The organism is Paenibacillus sp. FSL H7-0735 (genome assembly GCF_038008505.1).
Classification (GTDB): domain Bacteria; phylum Bacillota; class Bacilli; order Paenibacillales; family Paenibacillaceae; genus Paenibacillus_AQ; species Paenibacillus_AQ odorifer.
The window spans coordinates 308,486-326,452 of sequence record NZ_JBBOZH010000002.1 but is presented as its reverse complement, the minus strand read 5'-3'; the positions used below and the strand labels follow the sequence as shown (position 1 = coordinate 326,452).

Sequence of the window (17,967 nt, the reverse complement as noted above, 5' to 3'; positions counted from 1 at the left end):
CCCGATCATGGGAGGTTTGCTGCTTTGTTTATTTCATTACTTTTCGAACCAGCTTCACTTTATTGCCATAAGGAGGATACACGATTCCGAGGTCGATCCGTGTGCCTCGCTTGACGATGCTTTTACGATGGGAGAAGACCTCAAAGCTATACTTCCCGTGATAACCCCCGATTCCGGAGTTTCCTACTCCACCAAACGGAAGATAAGTGCTCGCCACATGTGAGATCGTATCATTGATACAGCCTCCCCCGAATGAGACCCGGGACAGCACCTCTTGTTCTACACTCTTATCCTCCGTGAATAGGTATAGTGCCAGTGGCTTTGGGTGTTCATTAATGCTCTGAATGGCCTCATCCAATTGATGATATTCTAATATAGGTAGAATCGGACCGAAGATCTCATCTTCCATAGCAGCATCCGTCCAAGTAGCAGGATAGATTAGAGTTGGCTCAATATAACGTTCTTCTGGTACGATGGTGCCGCCCATAATCAACTTGTTTTGATCACGCGCAATGAGGTCGGCAAGTCTTTGCAGCTGGCGATCATTCACGATCCGGCCGTAATCTGTATTAGGCTGTGCATCCTGACCGTAGAACTCAGTGATGTGATGTTTGATTTTGGTGATCAATTCTTTGGCAATATCCTTATGGACCAACAGATAATCCGGTGCGATACAGGTTTGGCCCGCGTTCAGCAGCTTGCCCCAGACAATCCGTTTCGCTGCAACATCAAGATTAGCGGTCTTATCAACAATAACCGGACTTTTCCCGCCAAGCTCCAAGGTTACAGGCACTAAATTTTTCGCTGCCGCTTCCATTACGATTTTGCCGACAGGCACACTGCCCGTAAAGAAAATATAATCAAATTTGGCGTGGATCAGTAAATTAGTGGTCTCTTTTTCACCCTGAATTACGCGGATATACTGCGGCTCGAAGGTCTCCTGAATAAGCTGCTCAACCACGGACGAGATGGCAGGTGTGCTCTCAGATGGCTTGAGGACAGCGCAGTTACCAGCGGCAATGGCGCCGATCAGGGGCTCAATTAGCAACTGAAATGGATAATTAAACGGGCCAATAATGAGCGTTGTGCCGTAAGGCTCACTTAAAATATAACTTTTTGCAGGAAATAAGTGCAGCGGGGATCGAACCTTTTTAGGCTTCGCCCAACGCTTGAGATGTTTCATCATGTAGCCGATACTGTCCAGCGTAAAGCCGATTTCTGTGGCATAGGCTTCGAACTCACCTTTTCCTAAATCCTGTTGTAGTGCGGTGATGATTCGTCCTTCGTATTGTTTAATAATATTCTTAAGCTTGAGCAGCTGCTGGAGACGAAAAGAAACCTCCTTAGTTACGCCGCTATTAAAAAAATCCTTATGCTCTTCAAGCATCCCTTGAATGCTGTCAGCTGTATAGGTTGTCATTAATCTTTCCTCCATCCTTGTAAGAAGTTAGAGCACGAGACTCTATGGGAGTCGGTAAAAGGCGAACGGCTCGCCATACCGGAAGGAATCGCTGGCTTCCTCCAGCTTGGCCGAAGTTTCTTCATTAAGTACAAGCGAGGTACTAAGCAAATTTTGTTCCAGCTGTTGCACACGTGTAGCCCCGACAATAACCGTCGAGACGGCAGGCCGATTCATAAGCCAAGCTAAGGAGAGCGCAGTAGATGAGGTTTCCATTTTCTCAGCAATTTGGCTCACTTGGCTTCCGAGCTTGATCCGGTCATCATCAAGGAATCTTTTGAAATTAGGATCGGTATCTGCTCTGGACCCTGATGGGGCTGAATCGCTTGTATTATATTTGCCTGTGAGAATTCCGCCAGCTAGTGGAAAGTAAGGAATGATCCCTACCCCTTGATCCAGGCAGAGCGAAAGAAGCTCATTCTCCGGTGTCCGGTCTGCTAAGGAGTAGCTGCACTGAATTGAAATGTACTTGGTGAAGTTGCGTGCTTCACTAATCCCAATCGCCTTCATTAATTGCCATGCTGTATAGTTGGAGGCCCCGATATAACGGATTTTGCCCGAGGATACCATATCGTCCAAGGTTCGTAAGGTTTCTTCAAGCGGCGTATAGGGATCAAAGGTATGAATCTGGTACAGATCGATATAGTCCGTCTTTAGGCGGCGAAGGCTATCTTCAAGCTCCTGCAGCAAATGGCGACGGGAGGAGCCGCTGCCGTTGGGACCCTCATTTTTAACTAAACCTGCTTTAGTTGCGAGAACAGCCTCCTGTCTCCTACCTTCCAAGGCCAGACCAATGATTCGCTCGGATTCTGAGCCAGCGTAAATATTAGCAGTGTCTATGAAATTAATTCCATGATCAAGCGCAGCATGTACAATCTGAATGGAGGTCTCTTGATCCGCACGTTTGCCGAAAGCGTTCGTTCCCAGTCCTAATGCGGATACCTGTAATCCGCTATTTCCTAGTCTTTTAAAGTTCATCCTCAGCACTCCTTATCATCTATTCATTAATCCATTTATTTTTGAGTGAAAAGATCCAGCGCTGTCTCAATGAAGAGCTTTACAGCAATTGAAGTGTCGGCAAGCGAGCTGACCGCAATTTGGATATCTCTATAAGCATCCGGCTGCAGCTCACGGGTAACCACATTTGGAGGCAGAGATAACAAGGACAGTTCAGACATCACGCCGATTGCCAGCCCCTCCTGAACCATATTAAGAGCTGTTGCAAAGTTATTAACCACATATTTTACATTCAGATGGCTATTACTTCTGCGGAATAGCTCTACAACAGGCGGTTCATATCCTGCTTTGCAAATCAACATGGGCTCGTTCGCTAATTCTTGCACACATACAATGGATCGCTTTTGCAGGGGATGGTCATCTCTAAAAACGGCAAACAATTTCTCTCTATATAATGGAATGGTTTCGAATTCTGCACTGGGAGCGAGCAATAAGCCAACATCAATTTCTTTTGAATCCAGCCATTCTCTGACTTCAGCGATAGAACCCTCCTGTAGGCTAATCGTAATGTTTGGATATCTTCTAGTGATAGAGCTAATAATCTTCGGTAGAAAATGAGCAGATGCCACAGGAAAAGCCCCAATGCGGATACTCCCTTTTTCAAGACCTCTCTCTGCATAAATCTCCTGATTGACCTTATCAAAGCCCATTAGAATTTCACGGAAAATAACAAGAATACGTTTGCCGATATCCGTAAGCATCAGGCCATTACGCCGATCTCGAAGCAAGAGCTTCACGTCTAATTCGGCTTCGAGGGACGAGATCGCCCGGCTGACCGCAGGCTGTGTCATATTCAGTTCTACACCAGCTTTAGTAAAGCTGCCGCTTTCGGCGATTTTGACGAATAAACGAATTTGAGTATTGTTCATAACAAATATGATATGCCCCTTATGATTATTATTCATTTCATTTATGCTCTTGTTTATTGTATCATTTGTGATGAATCTACACCAAGGAAGTGAACAAATGAATCAGCAGAAGAAAAGTATGATCCTTCTTATTTTTTTGGTGATTGTATGGGGCATTAATTGGCCTATATCCAAAATCGCCTTAGACTACGCTCCACCTCTATTATTTGCAGGTATTCGAACCGTCGTAGGCGGTATTATTCTGATTCTAATTGCACTGCCCAAGGTGAAGGAGCTTCGCTTCAAGCAGCTCTGGCCGATCTATCTGATCTCGGCGGTCCTTAGTATTGTGTTTTATTATGGATTTCAGACGATTGGCTTGCAGTATGTTCCGGCGGGATTGTTCTCATCGATTGTATTTTTGCAGCCTGTATTGTTAGGTATTTTTTCTTGGCTGTGGTTAGGTGAGAGCATGTACGGGCTTAAAATGGCTGGTTTGCTGCTTGGTTTTCTCGGGGTAGCCTCTCTTAGTATCGGTGGAATTAATGGGAGTATCTCCATATGGGGAATTGTGCTGGCTTTAGCCAGTGCCTTAAGCTGGGCATTAGGAACAATATATATGAAACGGAATGCTGTACGTGTGGATATGCTGTGGATGACGGCTATGCAAATCACGATTGGTGGCATCATTCTGCTACTTTCGGGGTCAGCTACGGAGAAATGGTCGGATATCACCTGGAGTGGAACCTTTATTGTGGATACCTTGTTTATCGCAATTTTTGTTATTGCTCTGGGCTGGCTAATCTATTTCAAGCTGATTAACGAAGGAGAAGCAGGAAAAGTAGGTTCATTCACCTTCTTAATCCCCCTGATCTCGATAGCTACCAGCGTAGTTTTTTTGAAAGAACAGATTACCATAAACCTTGTGATTGGATTATTACTGATTGTTAGCAGTATTGTTCTGGTAAATGTGAAGATAGGGCGTGCCGCCAAACAATCAGTCTAGTTAAATTTGTTGGATGGTTGTAGTAACCAATCGAGCAAAAGGGCATTATGTCTAATAGGGATTGAACATAAAAAAAAGGACACTCCCAAGCTTAGAGCTTCTGGGAGAGTCCTTTTTTAATTAAGCGTATAGCGCGTGTGATTTCAGCTGTTGAAGGCCGAGCTGCAACTACGTAAGTAGCAGAACTAGCACGTTCCACTTCTTCGAGTACCCGGTTTAAGTGACTGAAGAGCGCACCTAGATCACGAACGGAAGTCAGTGAGCACCGTCCTTGCAGTTCAGAGAAGCTGGCCGCCTGCAAGTCGCGGGCACGATGCAGACAATCTGTAAGTGAACGTTGGCATTCAACCTTGGATAAGGTCTTCGTACCATAAACAGCTATACAATCGGCTGTTGCCTCCAGCACTTCCAGCATCCAGTCAGAATTGGCATGATGTGCTGGCAGCAAGCAAATATCGTCGGAAATTTCTTTAACATAGGAATGAATGGTCTTTAGATGTGCTGTGGCTTGTATAAGTCCCTTTAGATCACCACGACACTGATAATGAGCAATGGTGTAGAACATTTCCTTCTGTTGTTGATTGCTGGCAGACAGCAGTTTACCTGCTTGCTCCAGCATATTATTATCCTTTGAAGAGTCTCGTCTTATGCCTACGAGGCCTTTTAATGCTTCCGAAAGTAGAAGGCTTCCATCGAGTGCCAATGCTTTTACCTTGACGAACCTGTTTGGTGGAACGATAATCATATTGATGATCAAGGCAATGAGCACACCAATAAAGGTTTCGGCGACTCTCCAAAGCACGTAATCATTGTGATAAAAGGTAAGGGCCAGAACCGAGGTCACCCCGACCTGCGAAACCGCTTGGATATTCATCCGACAGGCAGTGGCAATCCCAATCCCGATGAGCAGAATTAGCAGAATGGAAAATGCACCTACATCGAAGAATTGGCCTACAATCAGGCTGACAATTCCACCGATAATAATGCCGATCAGGCGGTAGATTCCTTTTTCGAGTGATGCCTTCACACTGGCTTGAGTAATGAGAATGGCTGCAAGCGGTGCAAAGTATAAATATTGGTCACCATATAAACTGTGTACGGCTACCCAGGATAGTGATGCGGCAAGCGTAATTCGTATCATGTAAAGTGAGAATCCATATTTTTCAAGGCGGTCTAGTAACCCCTCGTTCATTATCATTCATCTTCTTTCGCAAAAATAAGAAAACCACACTGGCTTTTCAGTTCGTTTTCATTATAGCACCTCAAAAAGGGCATGGAAGACTGGACTTTTTACAAACTTGTTAAGTTTATGCTTAGCATTTAACAATGTAAGCTATCGCATATAATGGTACAATCTAATATGCTATATCTATTGGAGCGTCGAAGGAGAGGGGAAATTGTCGCTTATTAGCGCTGAGCATACCCATTTCGATTGTTCTCCGCAAGATGCGGGTAAAATAGTATTGTATTACTAAGGTAAGGGAGGTTGTTAGCTATAGCTATTCAGGAAGGTACCATCATTTCATTTGAAGAAGTTACTAAGCAATATGACGACGAAGATCCGGTGTTAAAAGGAGTCAGCTTTGAGATAGAGCGCGGCAAATTCTATACACTACTTGGTCCATCTGGCTGTGGTAAAACAACTATTCTTCGATTGATCGCCGGGTTCGCTGAGCCAACGAGCGGCTCTATCTATTTAAATGGAAAAGTAATTAACCACATTCCCGCCAATGAGCGGCAGGTCAATACGGTATTTCAGGATTACGCATTGTTTCCGCACCTGAACGTATTCGAGAATGTGGCTTTCGGACTGCGCATTAAGAAGCTTAAGAAGGACGTAATCACGAAGAAGGTACAGGAAGCGCTAAGCTTCGTTAACCTTGTGGGTTATGAGCAGCGTGCGATTAACGAAATGTCCGGCGGTCAGCGCCAGCGGGTCGCCATTGCCCGGGCGATTGTGAATGAGCCACAGGTTCTATTGCTGGACGAGCCTCTATCGGCGCTAGACCTCAAGCTGCGCACGGAGATGCAGTACATACTGCGGGAAATGCAGCAGCGGCTAGGGATTACCTTTATTTTTGTAACCCATGACCAGGAAGAGGCACTCGCGATGTCCGACTGGATTTTTGTCATGAATAAAGGAAAAATCGAGCAAAGCGGCACTCCTAATGATATTTACGATGAGCCGATTAACCGTTTTGTGGCGGATTTTATTGGCGAATCGAACATTGTGCCGGGAGTTATGATCGAGGATTATCTGGTGGAGTTTAACGGCCGCCGCTTCGAATGTTTCGATGCCGGGCTGAAACCGAATGAATCCGTAGAGATTGTTATTCGTCCTGAGGATTTGGAAATTTCTACGCTGGAACAGGGTAAACTACGTGTGCGGGTTGATTCCCAGCTGTTCCGGGGCGTGCATTATGAAATCAGCTGTTATGATGAATCCGGGCATGAATGGCTTGTGCATTCTACACGTAAGGCGACTGTAGGCAGTGAAATTGGCCTTTATTTTGATCCGGAAGCGATCCATGTTATGCGTTTCGGTGAAACGGAGGAAGAATTCGACAGACGTCTGGAAGCTTATGGCGAGGTGGAGAGTCATGAAGAATAAGGGCAAATCGTACTATCTCATCCCTTATTACCTCTGGATCGCATTGTTTGTAATTGCACCGGTAGTGCTTGTCATCTACTATTCGTTATTTGATTTGGATGGCCATATTACTCTGGATAATTACGTCAGTTTCTTCACCCCTGTATATTTGAAAATGACGCTGACCTCGTTCTGGTACGCGTTTCTGATTACAGCATTCTCTTTGCTGGTTGCCTATCCGGCGGCTTATCTGCTGACGAGAACCAAACATAAGCAGCTGTGGTTATTGCTGATTATTTTGCCGACATGGATTAATTTGCTGCTAAAAACCTACGCTTTTATAGGGATATTCGGTACATTTGGTCCGATCAATAATTTCTTTGATCTGCTTGGAATCGGAGAACAGCAAATTCTGTTTACGGGATTCAGCTTTGTATTTGTATCTGTCTATATTTTTATCCCGTTTATGATCCTGCCGATATACAGCGCTTTGGAGGATTTAAATTTATCCTTGCTGGATGCGGCACGTGATTTAGGAGCTTCGGGCTGGACCACGTTTAGACGTGTTATTTTTCCGCTGACCATTTCGGGAGTACGCTCAGGCTGTATGGCAGTATTCATACCTGCGCTGTCCCTATTTATGATCACCCGTCTGATTGCAGGCAACAGGGTCATTACGCTGGGCACCGCAATTGAGCAGCATTTCCTGGTCACTCAGGACTGGGGCATGGGTTCTACAGTTGCAGTGTTTCTGATTGCCATCATGGCGCTGTTTATGATTATCACAGGCGGATCGCGGAAAGGGGCGCGGAATGAGAAATAAAAATGGATTCTCTAACCTCTACCTAGTTCTGGTGTTCATTGTTCTGTATGCACCTATCTTCTATTTAATGTACTATTCGTTCAACAGTGGGGGGACGATGCATAAGTTCGAGGGCTTTACGCTGGATTACTACCGTGAGGTGGTCCAAGACAAGCGCCTGATTATTATCGTAATCAATACGCTTGTGATCGCGCTGCTATCCTCGGCTATTGCGACCCTTATCGCTATTATTGGTGCGCTGGCCATTAAAAGTGTGCAGAATCGCCGCGCTAAGAACACCTTGCTGTCACTGAATAACGTGCTGATCGTCAGTCCAGATGTCATTATTGGTGCTTCATTCCTCATCCTGTTCACCATTGCTGGCATCAAGCTGGGCTTCGCGTCTGTTCTGCTTTCACACGTTTCATTCAGTGTGCCGATTGCCGTATTGATGATTTTGCCGCATCTACAGGAAATGAGCCCTACGTTGACGGATGCAGCCCGTGATCTTGGGGCAAGCCGTAAGGATGTGCTGACTAAAGTTATTTTGCCGATTATTAAACCAGGGATATTCAGCGGATTTTTTATGGCGCTTACGTATTCACTGGATGACTTTGCAGTTACATTCTTCGTAACAGGCAACGGTTATTCGACGTTATCGGTTGAGATATACTCTAGAGCTCGACAAGGGGTATCGCTATCGATTAATGCGCTGTCGACACTGATCTTCCTGTTCACCATTCTGCTTGTGGTTGGTTATTACTTCCTGACCCTTAAGAAAAATCGTCATAACACAGCAGAAGCTGTGGCGGAGCCTGTTGCAGAAGCGGGGGTGCCTAGATGAAACAGCTGATAAATGCTTTTCTGGCGATCCTTATCACGGCATTTGCGCTTATGTACTTGGGCTCTTGGATGAATTCGAGAGAGGGATATTCGGGTGGAAACACACTGACTATCTATAACTGGGGCGACTATGTTGATCCGGATCTATTGAAGGAATTTGAAAAAGAGACCGGCTTAACAGTCATTTATCAAACCTTCGATTCCAATGAAGCTATGTTGACCAAGGTTGAGCAGGGTGGAACTACCTTTGATGTTGTAATCCCTTCGGATTATGCCATTGCTAAGATGAAAGAAGAAGATCTGCTCATCCCGCTGGATCATAGCAAGATTTCAAATCTAAAGAATATTGATTCACGGTTTATGGACCTTTCGTTTGATCCAGACAACAAATATTCCGTGCCTTATTTCTGGGGGACCGTCGGGATTATTTTCAATCCGGAAATGACCAAGGGCATGGACTTCACCAGCTGGGATTCTCTCTGGGACAGCAGACTGCATAATAGCATCTTCCTGGTGGACGGAGCCCGTGAAGTGATGGGCATGGCTTTGAACAGCCTGCATTATTCTGTTAATGACAAGGATGAGGCGCATCTGCAAGAAGCACTGACCAAGCTCAACAAGTTGTCTCCTAACGTGAAGGCGATTGTCGGTGATGAGATCAAGATGCTGCTGGCAAATGAAGAAGCTGCGGTTGGGATTGTCTGGTCCGGCGATGCTTCCGAGATCATGGACGAGAATGATAAGCTGGATTATGTAGTACCGGAAGAAGGTTCGAATAAGTGGTTTGATAACATGGTTATCCCTCGGACAGCGAAAAACGTGGATGGAGCGCATCAGTTCATCAACTTCATGCTCCGCCCAGACGTTGCTGCTAAGAATGCAGAATATGTAGGTTATTCCACGCCTAACATTCCTGCGCTGGAGCTGCTTCCTGAGGAAACTTCTGAGGATACCCGTTTCTATCCACCTGCTGAAATTACGGACCGGCTTGAAGTATACGACAACCTTGGCAAACGGATGCTTGCTCATTATAATGAGCTGTTCCTAATGTTTAAGATGAATAAGAAGTAAGCTGACTAAAGCTAGAGCTAAAGCGAAACGACATTAAGAGCGTCTACATACGGGTAACCGTGTTAGACGCTCTTTTTCGGTTTGATCATCGTGTAGTCTCAAGACAACAGACAGTTTAGCCGAAAGTATAATATAGTATAATAGTAAGAATGGACAACAGGAAAAGAGGAAACGAATGCCTACTATACTGGTTGCTGACGACGATGCGAACATTCGCGAACTTGTCTGTTTATTTCTCCGCAACGACGGATTCGAAACAGTTGAAGCTGTGGATGGCAAGGAAGCGCTCGCCGTATATGCTGGAACACATGTCGATCTTGTCGTGCTGGATATTATGATGCCAAATATGGATGGTTGGATGCTTTGTAAGGAGCTCCGCAGAGCTAATCCTGATCTTCCATTACTTATATTGACTGCCAGAGGCGAAACCTGGGAGAAAGTGAAGGGCTTCGAATTAGGTACGGATGATTATTTAACTAAACCCTTCGATCCGTTGGAGCTGACGGTCCGTGTTAGGTCATTGCTGAAACGATATCGGATCGGCTCCACGCAGATGATCCAAATTGGTAACGTCATCCTTGATCGGCAGACCTATAAGGTGATGAGAGGCACGGAGTCATTTGCCTTACCCCTCAAGGAGTTCGAATTGCTGTACAAGCTTGCTGGGACACCCGGACAAGTCTATACGCGCGAGCAGTTGATCGATCAAATTTGGGGAATTGATTATGCTGGAGATGATCGGACGATTGACGTGCATATTAAACGCCTGCGTGAACGGTTTGCGACTACCCCTGATTTTCGTATTGAGACGGTGCGTGGACTTGGCTACAGGCTTGAGGTGTACGAATGATTAGATCCATATATACACGCGTTGTACTGACCTTCCTAGCCTCCGTAATCGGGGGCACAATCATTGCTTTGTTTGTGGCAACTTGGGTATTCGAAGATAAACTGAACGAGAACACGCGAATTCCCTTATTGCATTTTGGACAGGATATTGTCAGGGTTTACGAGACCTTCCCATTTCGTGGAGCCAACTCTTTCGTAAGTGGAATGAAGCAGCTTGATTCCTACCACATCCGAATTTTCGATGAAGCGGGTAAATTCCAATCTTACGGAACGCTTAATGGGCACAAGCCGGTCCCTGTAACTATGGAAGAAATAAAAAAAGTTCTCGCAGGAGAAGTATATCAACCTCATAACAGGAATATTTCTGCGCTTCTCCTAGGCTTACAGCTGAGAACGGAAGACGGCACCAAAGCGATGTTTGTGGAGACGCTTAATCCCCCTTCCATCACTGCCAGAAGGAATTTGGTATTAAATTTCTTACTCTATTCATTGATAGCTGGAAGCCTCTTGATTCTGGTAGCCGCGATGTTCTTAGTCAGACCGATCAAGAAGCTAACCAAAGCGACCAGACGAATAGCAGCTGGTGATTTTAACGTCGAGCTGAATATTAAACAAACCGGTGAGCTAGGTACCTTGGCTCGCAGCTTTGAAGAAATGATGCACGATCTGCAGCAGCTTGAGCAGATGCGTAAGGAGTTTGTATCCAATGTGTCGCATGAGGTCCAGTCTCCGCTCACCTCAATATCTGGGTATGCGATTGCGCTCAAGCGAGTAGATCTTGCAGAACAAGAGCGAAATCGTTATCTGGATATTATTATCGCTGAAGCAGAACGGATGTCTAAAATGAGTGACAGCCTGCTGAAGCTGAGTTTATTAGAATCGCAGTCCCAGCAGCTACGGCTAACTACATTCAATCTGGACGAACAGATAAGAAGAGTAATCGTAGCAATTCAGCCGCAATGGTCAGCTCGTAACATCAGCTTCGACCTTGATCTGAAGCCTATTATCCTACTGGCTGATTATGACCTGTTAAGTCAGGTATGGACCAATCTCCTTGGCAACAGCATCAAGTTTTCTAAGGATAACAGTGTAATTAACGTCAGCCTCAAACAAGATATCAACAACGTGACCGTTCGGATAACAGACACTGGCATCGGGATTTCACTTGAGGATCAGCAACGTATATTTGAACGGTTCTTTAAGGCTGATCGATCCCACAGTCGTAAATATGGTGGCAGCGGGATGGGACTTGCCATTGTTAAACAGATCGTAACGCTTCATAAAGGGGATATCCGCGTGGAAAGCGAACCCGGTCAAGGAACGACCATCGTTGTCACCCTGCCAATTATAGCGCCGACAGAGTAATTAGCTTCCAGGCGGTGCCTTGCGAGGGCTTGGATGCATCCCGTATTTTTCATTGCTACAGCAGTACTGGCAAGTTTTCTTGTCTTGTGCTGCCGTAGCATTTTTTTTTACCTGTTCATTTTCAGTTCATATTGCCGTCATGAGGGGTACATCTTTGTTAGTTATGATCTCATTAGCGAAACATTAAGAGAGCTTAATAAACAGATTAAAGACAGGAGAAGATGAGGGTGACACAACAAGCGGACAAAAAAACGGGGAATGGACAGAAAAAACATAAACTGCGTAACCTGTTGCTCAAAATACTAGGAGCAATAGTGATCGTGGTCGTACTTTTTCTAGCCGTTGTCTATACAGTTAATGTGATCAGCAACAAAACAGACCAGAAAAAAATACAGCACTATGGTCAGTTAGTCCCTGTTGACGGGAAAAATATGAATGTTTTGATTCAAGGAGAAGGTAAACAGACGATCGTGCTCATACCAGGCTTTGGAACAGGAGCACCAGCGCTTGATTTCAAGCCGTTGATTGATGAGTTATCACCATTCTACAAAGTGGTGGCGGTTGAACCGTTTGGGTATGGACTCAGTGATGAAACAAAAAAAGAACGAACTACAGAGAATATCGTTAGTGAAATTCATGAAGCCGTTCAGAATCTTAACATTGACCAATACATTCTAATGGGCCACTCGATTGGAGGTATTTACGGATTGGAATATGCGAAGAAATATCCAAACGAAGTGAGTGCTTTTGTGGGTATTGATAGTAGTGTTCCGGAGCAAGGCGGTATGGATGTTAAATTCCCAATTAAAAAATTAAAGCTGCTTAAAGATTCAGGGATCATAAGATTGGGCTTGCAATTAAGCGGTGACCCTTATGATGGACTGCCATTTGATGATGAAACCAAAAAACAAATGAAATTGATTTCGCTTAAAAATATGAACAATTCCACTACCTTAAATGAAATGGAACATATTTATCCTAACTTTGTTGCCTCCAGAGGCTTAACATTCGACAAGAATCTTCCCATTATCTTCTTTATACAAGCGAATAATACTACCGTGAAAGACTGGATTCCTCTGCATGAAGGGCAAGTCAAGGATTCTGTGCATGGAAAAGTAATGACATTTGAAGGCGGACATTACTTACATCATTCAAAATCGAAAGAAATCGTAGAGAACCTAAGGGTATTCATGGAAGAAGTTAAATAAAAAGAAGAAAACGCTCCGAACTCCTCATATGAGGGGGCGGGGCGTTTTTTTGGTTGTGATCGAAGATTATTTGATGCCGATTCTCATTCGGTAGCTGATCAGAACCTCTAATGTTCTGCCTTGAAAATGCTGTTCAACCGCGGCGGTGTAAGCGGCGATATCTTGCTCAAGCAAGGTAGCGTCTAGTTTCATTACGGTTTGCACTCCCCCTTGACTTAGGGTTAAACCGATATATCGCTGGGCGTCGCAGGACTCAAGGTTGTGGAATACGATTTCTCTGGCAAAAGAGAAGGCCCCACTAGCTTTGATCCGTGACAAATGGCCTTCTTTGTACCATTTATGTGCTCTCTCCTCATTAGGCAAAAGCGAAGCCAGCCATTCTTCTGTTTTGGAGATCAGCTGGTTGTATTGTTCTTCTACATTTTGCTGAAGAGATAAAGGCCAATCGCAATCGTAGGCGGCAAATACTCCGCCTTTTTTTAAGACCCGGGAGATTTCTTGCAGTGTAGTTTGAGGATCCATCCAGTGGAATGATTGCGAGCAGGTAACTATGTCTACACTATCTGATGCAAGCGGAAGCTGGTTGGAGTAGCCTTGCACAAAAGTAATTGATTGGGGTGCTTCTAATCTGCTAAGTTTATCGATTGCTTTTCCCAACATATCTGGATTAGGCTCGACACCGATTACGCGTTCTGCGGCATCCTTCCAGAGAAAAGTAGACAAACCCGTACCGCAGCCTATATCTGCGACGAGTGAAGGGGTGGTACCTAGGTAATCTGTTAGCAATTTGATAATCATCTCAGGGGCTTCGGGACGGTAGCGGTCATATTCATTTTGAAAGCCCAGAAAGCGGTCGATGTTTTGTTTGCTGTTTTTTTCAGGTATCATGTGATCCTCCCTCATAGATCATGTTTATAGTCTATTGTATAATCACTGGTTCGATAAGCCAAATAATGGCTGGCTGGGAATGTTACGTAGAATAAATAAAATCCCCGGAGAACACCTTTTAGGTGTAGCCGGGGATTGTTAAACTATCTAGTAAATGTTAACGAAGCAGTGCTGGATCGATTGCAGGCACAAGTCCTTCTGCCGCAGCACGATCAAGCAGGGCAGAGATTGCGGCATAGCCGTCATCACCCAAATTCATCGAGAAGTCATTAACGTAGAGATCGATGTGCGATTTAGCCACTTCAGGAGCCAACTCTTGAGCATGGCTAAGCACATAGTCTCTGGAATCCGTTGGATGATCCCACGCATACTGAAGAGAGCTGCGAATCCAGCCGGTGATAGCATCGGCATCTAAATCACGGCGGGCAATGATAGCGCCGAGTGGAATGGGCAGTCCGGTATCGCTTTCCCACCAGCTGCCTAAATCAGTCAGCATATTAAGACCATACGAGGCGTAAGTGAAGCGGGCTTCGTGAATTACCAGCCCTGCATCGATATGACCATCCCGTACGGCAGGCATAATCTCATCGAAAGGCATTACGACTATTTCGCCGATGCCTCCAGTTACATTTTGTGCTGCCCATAATCGGAAAAGCAAATAAGCCGTAGAGCGTTCGCTAGGCACAGCAATCCGGCGTCCGGCTAGCTTTTCTGGGCGTTTGATCGCATGGGGTCCACTTGCTGTAAGCAGCAGCGGGCCGCAGCCGCGACCTAAAGCGCCGCCGCATGGCAGCAGTTTGTACCGCTCCAGAACCCAAGGCAGAGCAGCGTAGGAGATTTTGAGGACTTCTGGTCCTTCTCCGTCAGCGGCCAGCGTATTGGTAATATCAATGTCGGCATAGGTTACATTCAGCCTAGGTGCATTCGGGACAAGCCCGTGCGCCCAGGCATGAAATACAAAGGTATCGTTAGGGCAAGGGGAAAAAGCGATATTAAGCTCAGTTGTCATTACAGCACCTCCAGTAATATAGCGGCTGCCGCCGTTAATGCTTCCATTGCATCACCGATCTTCCATGCGGCCCGGTCGCGGGGACCGACCGGGTTCGAGATGGCGCGGAGCTCCAGTACCGGGAGCCCCAGCGCCTGGGCGGCCACGGCGACTCCGTGGCCCTCCATCGCTTCCGCGACGGCATGGGGATGCCGCGCGAGATGGGAGGCGGCCGTCTCCGCGGTGCCGGTCGCCGTCGAGACCGTAAGCACGGTGCCCGTGCTTACGGGTAACCCGGCCGCTGTCAGCGCGGCCGAAACCGCTTGCACCGTGCCGCGGTCAGCCGGCACGGACACACTGCCGAAGCCGAGCTCGGCAGCGCTGCGGAAGCCCTCCGGCGTCTCGGCCCCGAGGTCGGCGGCAATCATCTCGCTGGCTACAACCAGCGAGCCTAAAGGTGCCAGCCCCGGGAATCCGCCGCCGATCCCGACGCTCAATACGCAGCCGTAAGAACCGGCTGCGAGTGCCGCGGCGGTTCCCGCCGCCGCCGCTGCCGGCCCTGCGCCGGCAGCGATAACATGGAACCTGTCGCTGCCTTGCAGGCCGCGCAGGACCGCGTCACGCTCCGCGTCTACGGCTGTCACGATCAGCACGCGTCGTGCTCCAGCCTGCCCTTCCATAGCTTCTTCGGTAGGGGTTGGATTGAACGAACTCATCAGGTCGCCTCCTTTAGGGTATTGAAATCGCTTACTAAAGAGTCATTCGTAAAGACAAGAATACGCCCTTTTATAGGTCAGGTCAAACTTGGGGTGATTTTTATCACTCCCTGTAAAGTGTCAAAGGAAACTTACCGGTCTCTAGACGGAAGTGACTTTTTTAGCGATGAGGTTGACAAGGAGGATGGGAAGATATATAGTTATCTTAACTTAAAGATATTTAATGTAAAGACAAATAAATGGATTGAATACAAGTTTGATTGAAGTGGAGGTGGAATTGATGAGTGATAAACAAGTAAATCTGCGTAATACAGAGAGTGCACCTGACGAAGAACAAGCCGCCTCACTGAAATTGTTCGTAGTCTTATCTAAAGCTTATAAGAGCCTAATGGATCATGCGGTGAAGGATATGAAGAGTTATGGCTTGGCTTCGGCTGAATTCATGGTGCTTGAAGTACTTTACCATAGAACGCGGATTCCGCTGCAGCAGATCGGGGAGAAAATTCTCGTTACGAGCGGAAGCATTACCTATAATATCGACAAGTTGGAGAAAAAGGGACTGCTGAAACGTGTACCCTGTAGCGAGGATCGCCGCGTTACTTATGCGGAGATTACGGATGCAGGCCGTGAACTGTTTGATGAGATTTTCCCTCGTCATGTAGCCTCAATTCATGATTTGATGGGTGGATTAGATAAGGAAGAGAAAGTCCAGGCTATCGAATTAATGAAAAAGCTTGGCAAAGGTGTGTAGGCGCTGCGAACATGACGAATAACTAGGCGCCTCTATAATGTTGGAAGTAGTTCGGCTCCATCCTCATTCTCCCAACTCCAGTAAGTATAAGTGAAACCCTGCTTTTTTGGGTATATCACTAATAAGATATTTAACTTAACGAAGCCAGGTAGCCATTTACTTAAGATTACCTGATATTTCGACTGGGGGCTTGGCCATGAAATGGCAGGGAAGAAGAGGGAGTTCGAACGTGGAGGACCGCAGAGGCATGAGCGGCGGCGGCAAGATGATTGGTGGCGGGATCGGAGGAATTATCCTTGTCCTGGTCATCACGTTACTCAGTGGAGGCAATGCCGGGGATATCCTGGGAAGTTTGACTTCCACAGGCTCCAGTTCAACGGCCCCTTATGAACAGACCGCAGAGGAGCAAGAGCTTGCGGAGTTTGTATCGGTAGTTCTTGCCGACACAGAGGAGGTTTGGGGTGAGATTTTTCAGCAGCAGGGAATGACCTATACGGACCCCACCTTAGTGCTATACAGTGGGAGTGTAGACTCTGCTTGCGGAACAGCGACCTCGGCAGTCGGTCCGTTCTACTGTCCGGGTGACACCAAACTATATATTGATCTGAGCTTTTATGATGAGTTGCAGCAACGCTTCCATGCGCCGGGCGACTTCGCCATGGCTTATGTTATTGCCCATGAGGTTGGACATCATGTACAGACATTACTAGGCACCTCGAAACAGCTCGATTCCCTTCGTCAGACGTTGAGTGAGAAGGAGTACAACAAATATCAGGTTCGTTTTGAGCTGCAGGCTGATTATTTCGCCGGTGTCTGGGCCAATCATGCTCAGGGTATGAATCTGCTGGAGGAAGGCGACTTAGAGGAAGCTCTGGCAGCTGCAAGCGCCGTCGGCGATGATACGATTCAGAAGCAGGCTCAGGGCTATGCAGTGCCGGATAGTTTCACTCACGGTACCTCAGAGCAGAGAAAGCGCTGGTTCTACAAAGGTTTTAACTCGGGTACGATTAAGGGCGGCGATACGTTTAACGCCTCCGAGTTGTAGATAGAAGAGGGAAGAGGAGAGCAGCCCATAGGTTATTCCGGTTCGCCGGGCGCTCTTTTTTACCCAATATCTTAACATTAAGATAATTAAATCAAAGGAATAGGGGAATGTAAAAATGATAAGTGTAGGACTGTTATTAATGAGATTGGTGATTGGACTTGCGTTTATAGGACATGGTGCACAAAAGCTATTTGGATGGTTCGGAGGTTACGGTCCGAAGGGTACGGGAGGCTGGATGGAGTCCATCGGAATCAAACCGGGTGTGACTATGGCGATTTTAGCAGGGATTATGGAGCTGGTGGGCGGATTTATGTTCGCGGCAGGACTGTTAACGCCTGTTGCAGCGGTGTTGATCGCTGCCACGATGCTGGGGGCAATCGTTAAGGTTCATGCTCCAAATGGTTTCTGGTCCACTTCGAACGGGATTGAGTTTCCGCTCACGGTTCTGGTATTTGCGGTAGGTGTGGCGCTTACGGGACCAGGTTCGATTTCTCTAGATGCATTGTTTTTTAACTAAGAAG

The 17,967-nt window shown here is 46.4% G+C and carries 18 protein-coding genes; 11 read left to right on the top strand and 7 right to left on the bottom strand.

The window, feature by feature from the left end; all coding sequences use genetic code 11:
* Positions 1-28: 28 nt before the first annotated feature.
* From NSS82_RS29060 to NSS82_RS29050, 3 genes are read right to left on the bottom strand one after another with little or no spacing between them, the layout of a single operon-like run.
* Complete coding sequence (locus NSS82_RS29060) at positions 29-1,420, bottom strand: aldehyde dehydrogenase (RefSeq protein WP_038573737.1); 1,392 nt, start codon at positions 1,418-1,420, stop codon at positions 29-31.
* 42 nt (positions 1,421-1,462) lie between these two features.
* Positions 1,463-2,437 (bottom strand): aldo/keto reductase, encoded by a 975-nt coding sequence (locus tag NSS82_RS29055; RefSeq protein WP_076272936.1) that lies wholly within the window; start codon positions 2,435-2,437, stop codon positions 1,463-1,465.
* A 35-nt stretch (positions 2,438-2,472) separates the two neighbouring features.
* Complete coding sequence (locus NSS82_RS29050) at positions 2,473-3,381, bottom strand: LysR family transcriptional regulator (protein WP_305953605.1); 909 nt, start codon at positions 3,379-3,381, stop codon at positions 2,473-2,475.
* 61 nt (positions 3,382-3,442) lie between these two features.
* Between NSS82_RS29050 and NSS82_RS29045 the strand changes: the two genes are divergently transcribed.
* Positions 3,443-4,330 carry a DMT family transporter gene (locus NSS82_RS29045; RefSeq protein WP_076140666.1) on the top strand — a complete coding sequence of 296 codons (888 nt, stop codon included), beginning with the start codon at positions 3,443-3,445 and terminating at the stop codon, positions 4,328-4,330.
* Between the two features lie 91 nt (positions 4,331-4,421).
* On the opposite strand, the gene NSS82_RS29040 is transcribed toward NSS82_RS29045, so the two are convergent.
* On the bottom strand, positions 4,422-5,522 hold the full coding sequence (locus NSS82_RS29040) for an FUSC family protein (RefSeq protein ID WP_076140668.1): 1,101 nt from the start codon (positions 5,520-5,522) through the stop codon (positions 4,422-4,424).
* Positions 5,523-5,831: 309 nt separating this feature from the next.
* On the opposite strand from NSS82_RS29040, the gene NSS82_RS29035 reads away from it, so the two are divergent.
* The 7 genes from NSS82_RS29035 (at position 5,832) to NSS82_RS29005 (ending at position 13,058) form a co-directional block, all read left to right on the top strand.
* Positions 5,832-6,941, top strand: coding sequence for an ABC transporter ATP-binding protein (locus NSS82_RS29035; RefSeq protein WP_036682445.1), 1,110 nt, complete (start codon positions 5,832-5,834; stop codon positions 6,939-6,941).
* The gene (locus NSS82_RS29030; RefSeq protein ID WP_036682096.1) at positions 6,931-7,743 is read left to right on the top strand and encodes an ABC transporter permease; all 813 of its coding nucleotides are present in this window, start codon (positions 6,931-6,933) and stop codon (positions 7,741-7,743) included. Before NSS82_RS29035 ends, NSS82_RS29030 begins: the two co-directional genes overlap by 11 nt.
* Entirely contained in the window at positions 7,733-8,566 is an 834-nt protein-coding gene (locus NSS82_RS29025) for an ABC transporter permease (protein ID WP_341109924.1), read from the top strand. The genes NSS82_RS29030 and NSS82_RS29025 overlap by 11 nt, the downstream gene beginning before the upstream one ends.
* Positions 8,563-9,636, top strand: a complete 1,074-nt coding sequence (locus NSS82_RS29020) for an ABC transporter substrate-binding protein (RefSeq protein WP_076272935.1) — start codon at positions 8,563-8,565, stop codon at positions 9,634-9,636. Before NSS82_RS29025 ends, NSS82_RS29020 begins: the two co-directional genes overlap by 4 nt.
* A gap of 175 nt (positions 9,637-9,811) precedes the next feature.
* On the top strand, positions 9,812-10,486 hold the full coding sequence (locus NSS82_RS29015) for a response regulator transcription factor (protein WP_076272934.1): 675 nt from the start codon (positions 9,812-9,814) through the stop codon (positions 10,484-10,486).
* Complete coding sequence (locus NSS82_RS29010; protein WP_076272933.1) at positions 10,483-11,850, top strand: sensor histidine kinase; 1,368 nt, start codon at positions 10,483-10,485, stop codon at positions 11,848-11,850. Before NSS82_RS29015 ends, NSS82_RS29010 begins: the two co-directional genes overlap by 4 nt.
* Positions 11,851-12,077: 227 nt before the next feature.
* A complete protein-coding gene (locus NSS82_RS29005; RefSeq protein WP_036682085.1) occupies positions 12,078-13,058 on the top strand; it encodes an alpha/beta hydrolase in 981 nt (326 codons plus the stop codon).
* Positions 13,059-13,124: 66 nt separating this feature from the next.
* On the opposite strand, the gene NSS82_RS29000 is transcribed toward NSS82_RS29005, so the two are convergent.
* The 3 genes from NSS82_RS29000 to NSS82_RS28990 form a co-directional block, all read right to left on the bottom strand.
* Positions 13,125-13,946, bottom strand: a complete 822-nt coding sequence (locus NSS82_RS29000) for a class I SAM-dependent methyltransferase (protein ID WP_076272932.1) — start codon at positions 13,944-13,946, stop codon at positions 13,125-13,127.
* Positions 13,947-14,103: 157 nt separating this feature from the next.
* The gene (locus NSS82_RS28995; RefSeq protein WP_038573726.1) at positions 14,104-14,955 is read right to left on the bottom strand and encodes a 1,4-dihydroxy-6-naphthoate synthase; all 852 of its coding nucleotides are present in this window, start codon (positions 14,953-14,955) and stop codon (positions 14,104-14,106) included.
* Positions 14,955-15,650, bottom strand: a complete 696-nt coding sequence (locus tag NSS82_RS28990) for a futalosine hydrolase (RefSeq protein ID WP_081382515.1) — start codon at positions 15,648-15,650, stop codon at positions 14,955-14,957. Before NSS82_RS28990 ends, NSS82_RS28995 begins: the two co-directional genes overlap by 1 nt.
* A 280-nt stretch (positions 15,651-15,930) precedes the next feature.
* Here NSS82_RS28990 and NSS82_RS28985 point away from each other — a divergent pair, with 280 nt between their 5' ends.
* The 3 genes from NSS82_RS28985 to NSS82_RS28975 all read left to right on the top strand — a co-directional run bounded on the left by NSS82_RS28985 (position 15,931) and on the right by NSS82_RS28975 (position 17,963).
* Positions 15,931-16,401, top strand: coding sequence for a MarR family winged helix-turn-helix transcriptional regulator (locus NSS82_RS28985; RefSeq protein WP_036682080.1), 471 nt, complete (start codon positions 15,931-15,933; stop codon positions 16,399-16,401).
* A gap of 196 nt (positions 16,402-16,597) precedes the next feature.
* The gene (gene ypfJ, locus NSS82_RS28980; protein WP_076272930.1) at positions 16,598-17,446 is read left to right on the top strand and encodes a KPN_02809 family neutral zinc metallopeptidase; all 849 of its coding nucleotides are present in this window, start codon (positions 16,598-16,600) and stop codon (positions 17,444-17,446) included.
* 115 nt (positions 17,447-17,561) lie between these two features.
* Positions 17,562-17,963 carry a DoxX family protein gene (locus NSS82_RS28975; RefSeq protein WP_036682076.1) on the top strand — a complete coding sequence of 134 codons (402 nt, stop codon included), beginning with the start codon at positions 17,562-17,564 and terminating at the stop codon, positions 17,961-17,963.
* Positions 17,964-17,967 lie beyond the last annotated feature (4 nt).

Bases quoted from the DNA above. Each gene is read 5' to 3' on its own strand.
- NSS82_RS29060 (WP_038573737.1), bottom strand. From the start codon at position 1,420: ATGACAACCTATACAGCTGACAGCATTCAAGGGATGCTTGAAGAGCAT.
- NSS82_RS29055 (WP_076272936.1), bottom strand. From the start codon at position 2,437: ATGAACTTTAAAAGACTAGGAAATAGCGGATTACAGGTATCCGCATTA.
- NSS82_RS29050 (WP_305953605.1), bottom strand. From the start codon at position 3,381: ATGAATAATAATCATAAGGGGCATATCATATTTGTTATGAACAATACT.
- NSS82_RS29045 (WP_076140666.1), top strand. From the start codon at position 3,443: ATGAATCAGCAGAAGAAAAGTATGATCCTTCTTATTTTTTTGGTGATT.
- NSS82_RS29040 (WP_076140668.1), bottom strand. From the start codon at position 5,522: ATGAACGAGGGGTTACTAGACCGCCTTGAAAAATATGGATTCTCACTT.
- NSS82_RS29030 (WP_036682096.1), top strand. From the start codon at position 6,931: ATGAAGAATAAGGGCAAATCGTACTATCTCATCCCTTATTACCTCTGG.
- NSS82_RS29025 (WP_341109924.1), top strand. From the start codon at position 7,733: ATGAGAAATAAAAATGGATTCTCTAACCTCTACCTAGTTCTGGTGTTC.
- NSS82_RS29020 (WP_076272935.1), top strand. From the start codon at position 8,563: ATGAAACAGCTGATAAATGCTTTTCTGGCGATCCTTATCACGGCATTT.
- NSS82_RS29015 (WP_076272934.1), top strand. From the start codon at position 9,812: ATGCCTACTATACTGGTTGCTGACGACGATGCGAACATTCGCGAACTT.
- NSS82_RS29010 (WP_076272933.1), top strand. From the start codon at position 10,483: ATGATTAGATCCATATATACACGCGTTGTACTGACCTTCCTAGCCTCC.
- NSS82_RS29000 (WP_076272932.1), bottom strand. From the start codon at position 13,946: ATGATACCTGAAAAAAACAGCAAACAAAACATCGACCGCTTTCTGGGC.
- NSS82_RS28995 (WP_038573726.1), bottom strand. From the start codon at position 14,955: ATGACAACTGAGCTTAATATCGCTTTTTCCCCTTGCCCTAACGATACC.
- NSS82_RS28990 (WP_081382515.1), bottom strand. From the start codon at position 15,650: ATGAGTTCGTTCAATCCAACCCCTACCGAAGAAGCTATGGAAGGGCAG.
- NSS82_RS28985 (WP_036682080.1), top strand. From the start codon at position 15,931: ATGAGTGATAAACAAGTAAATCTGCGTAATACAGAGAGTGCACCTGAC.
- ypfJ (WP_076272930.1), top strand. From the start codon at position 16,598: ATGAAATGGCAGGGAAGAAGAGGGAGTTCGAACGTGGAGGACCGCAGA.
- NSS82_RS28975 (WP_036682076.1), top strand. From the start codon at position 17,562: ATGATAAGTGTAGGACTGTTATTAATGAGATTGGTGATTGGACTTGCG.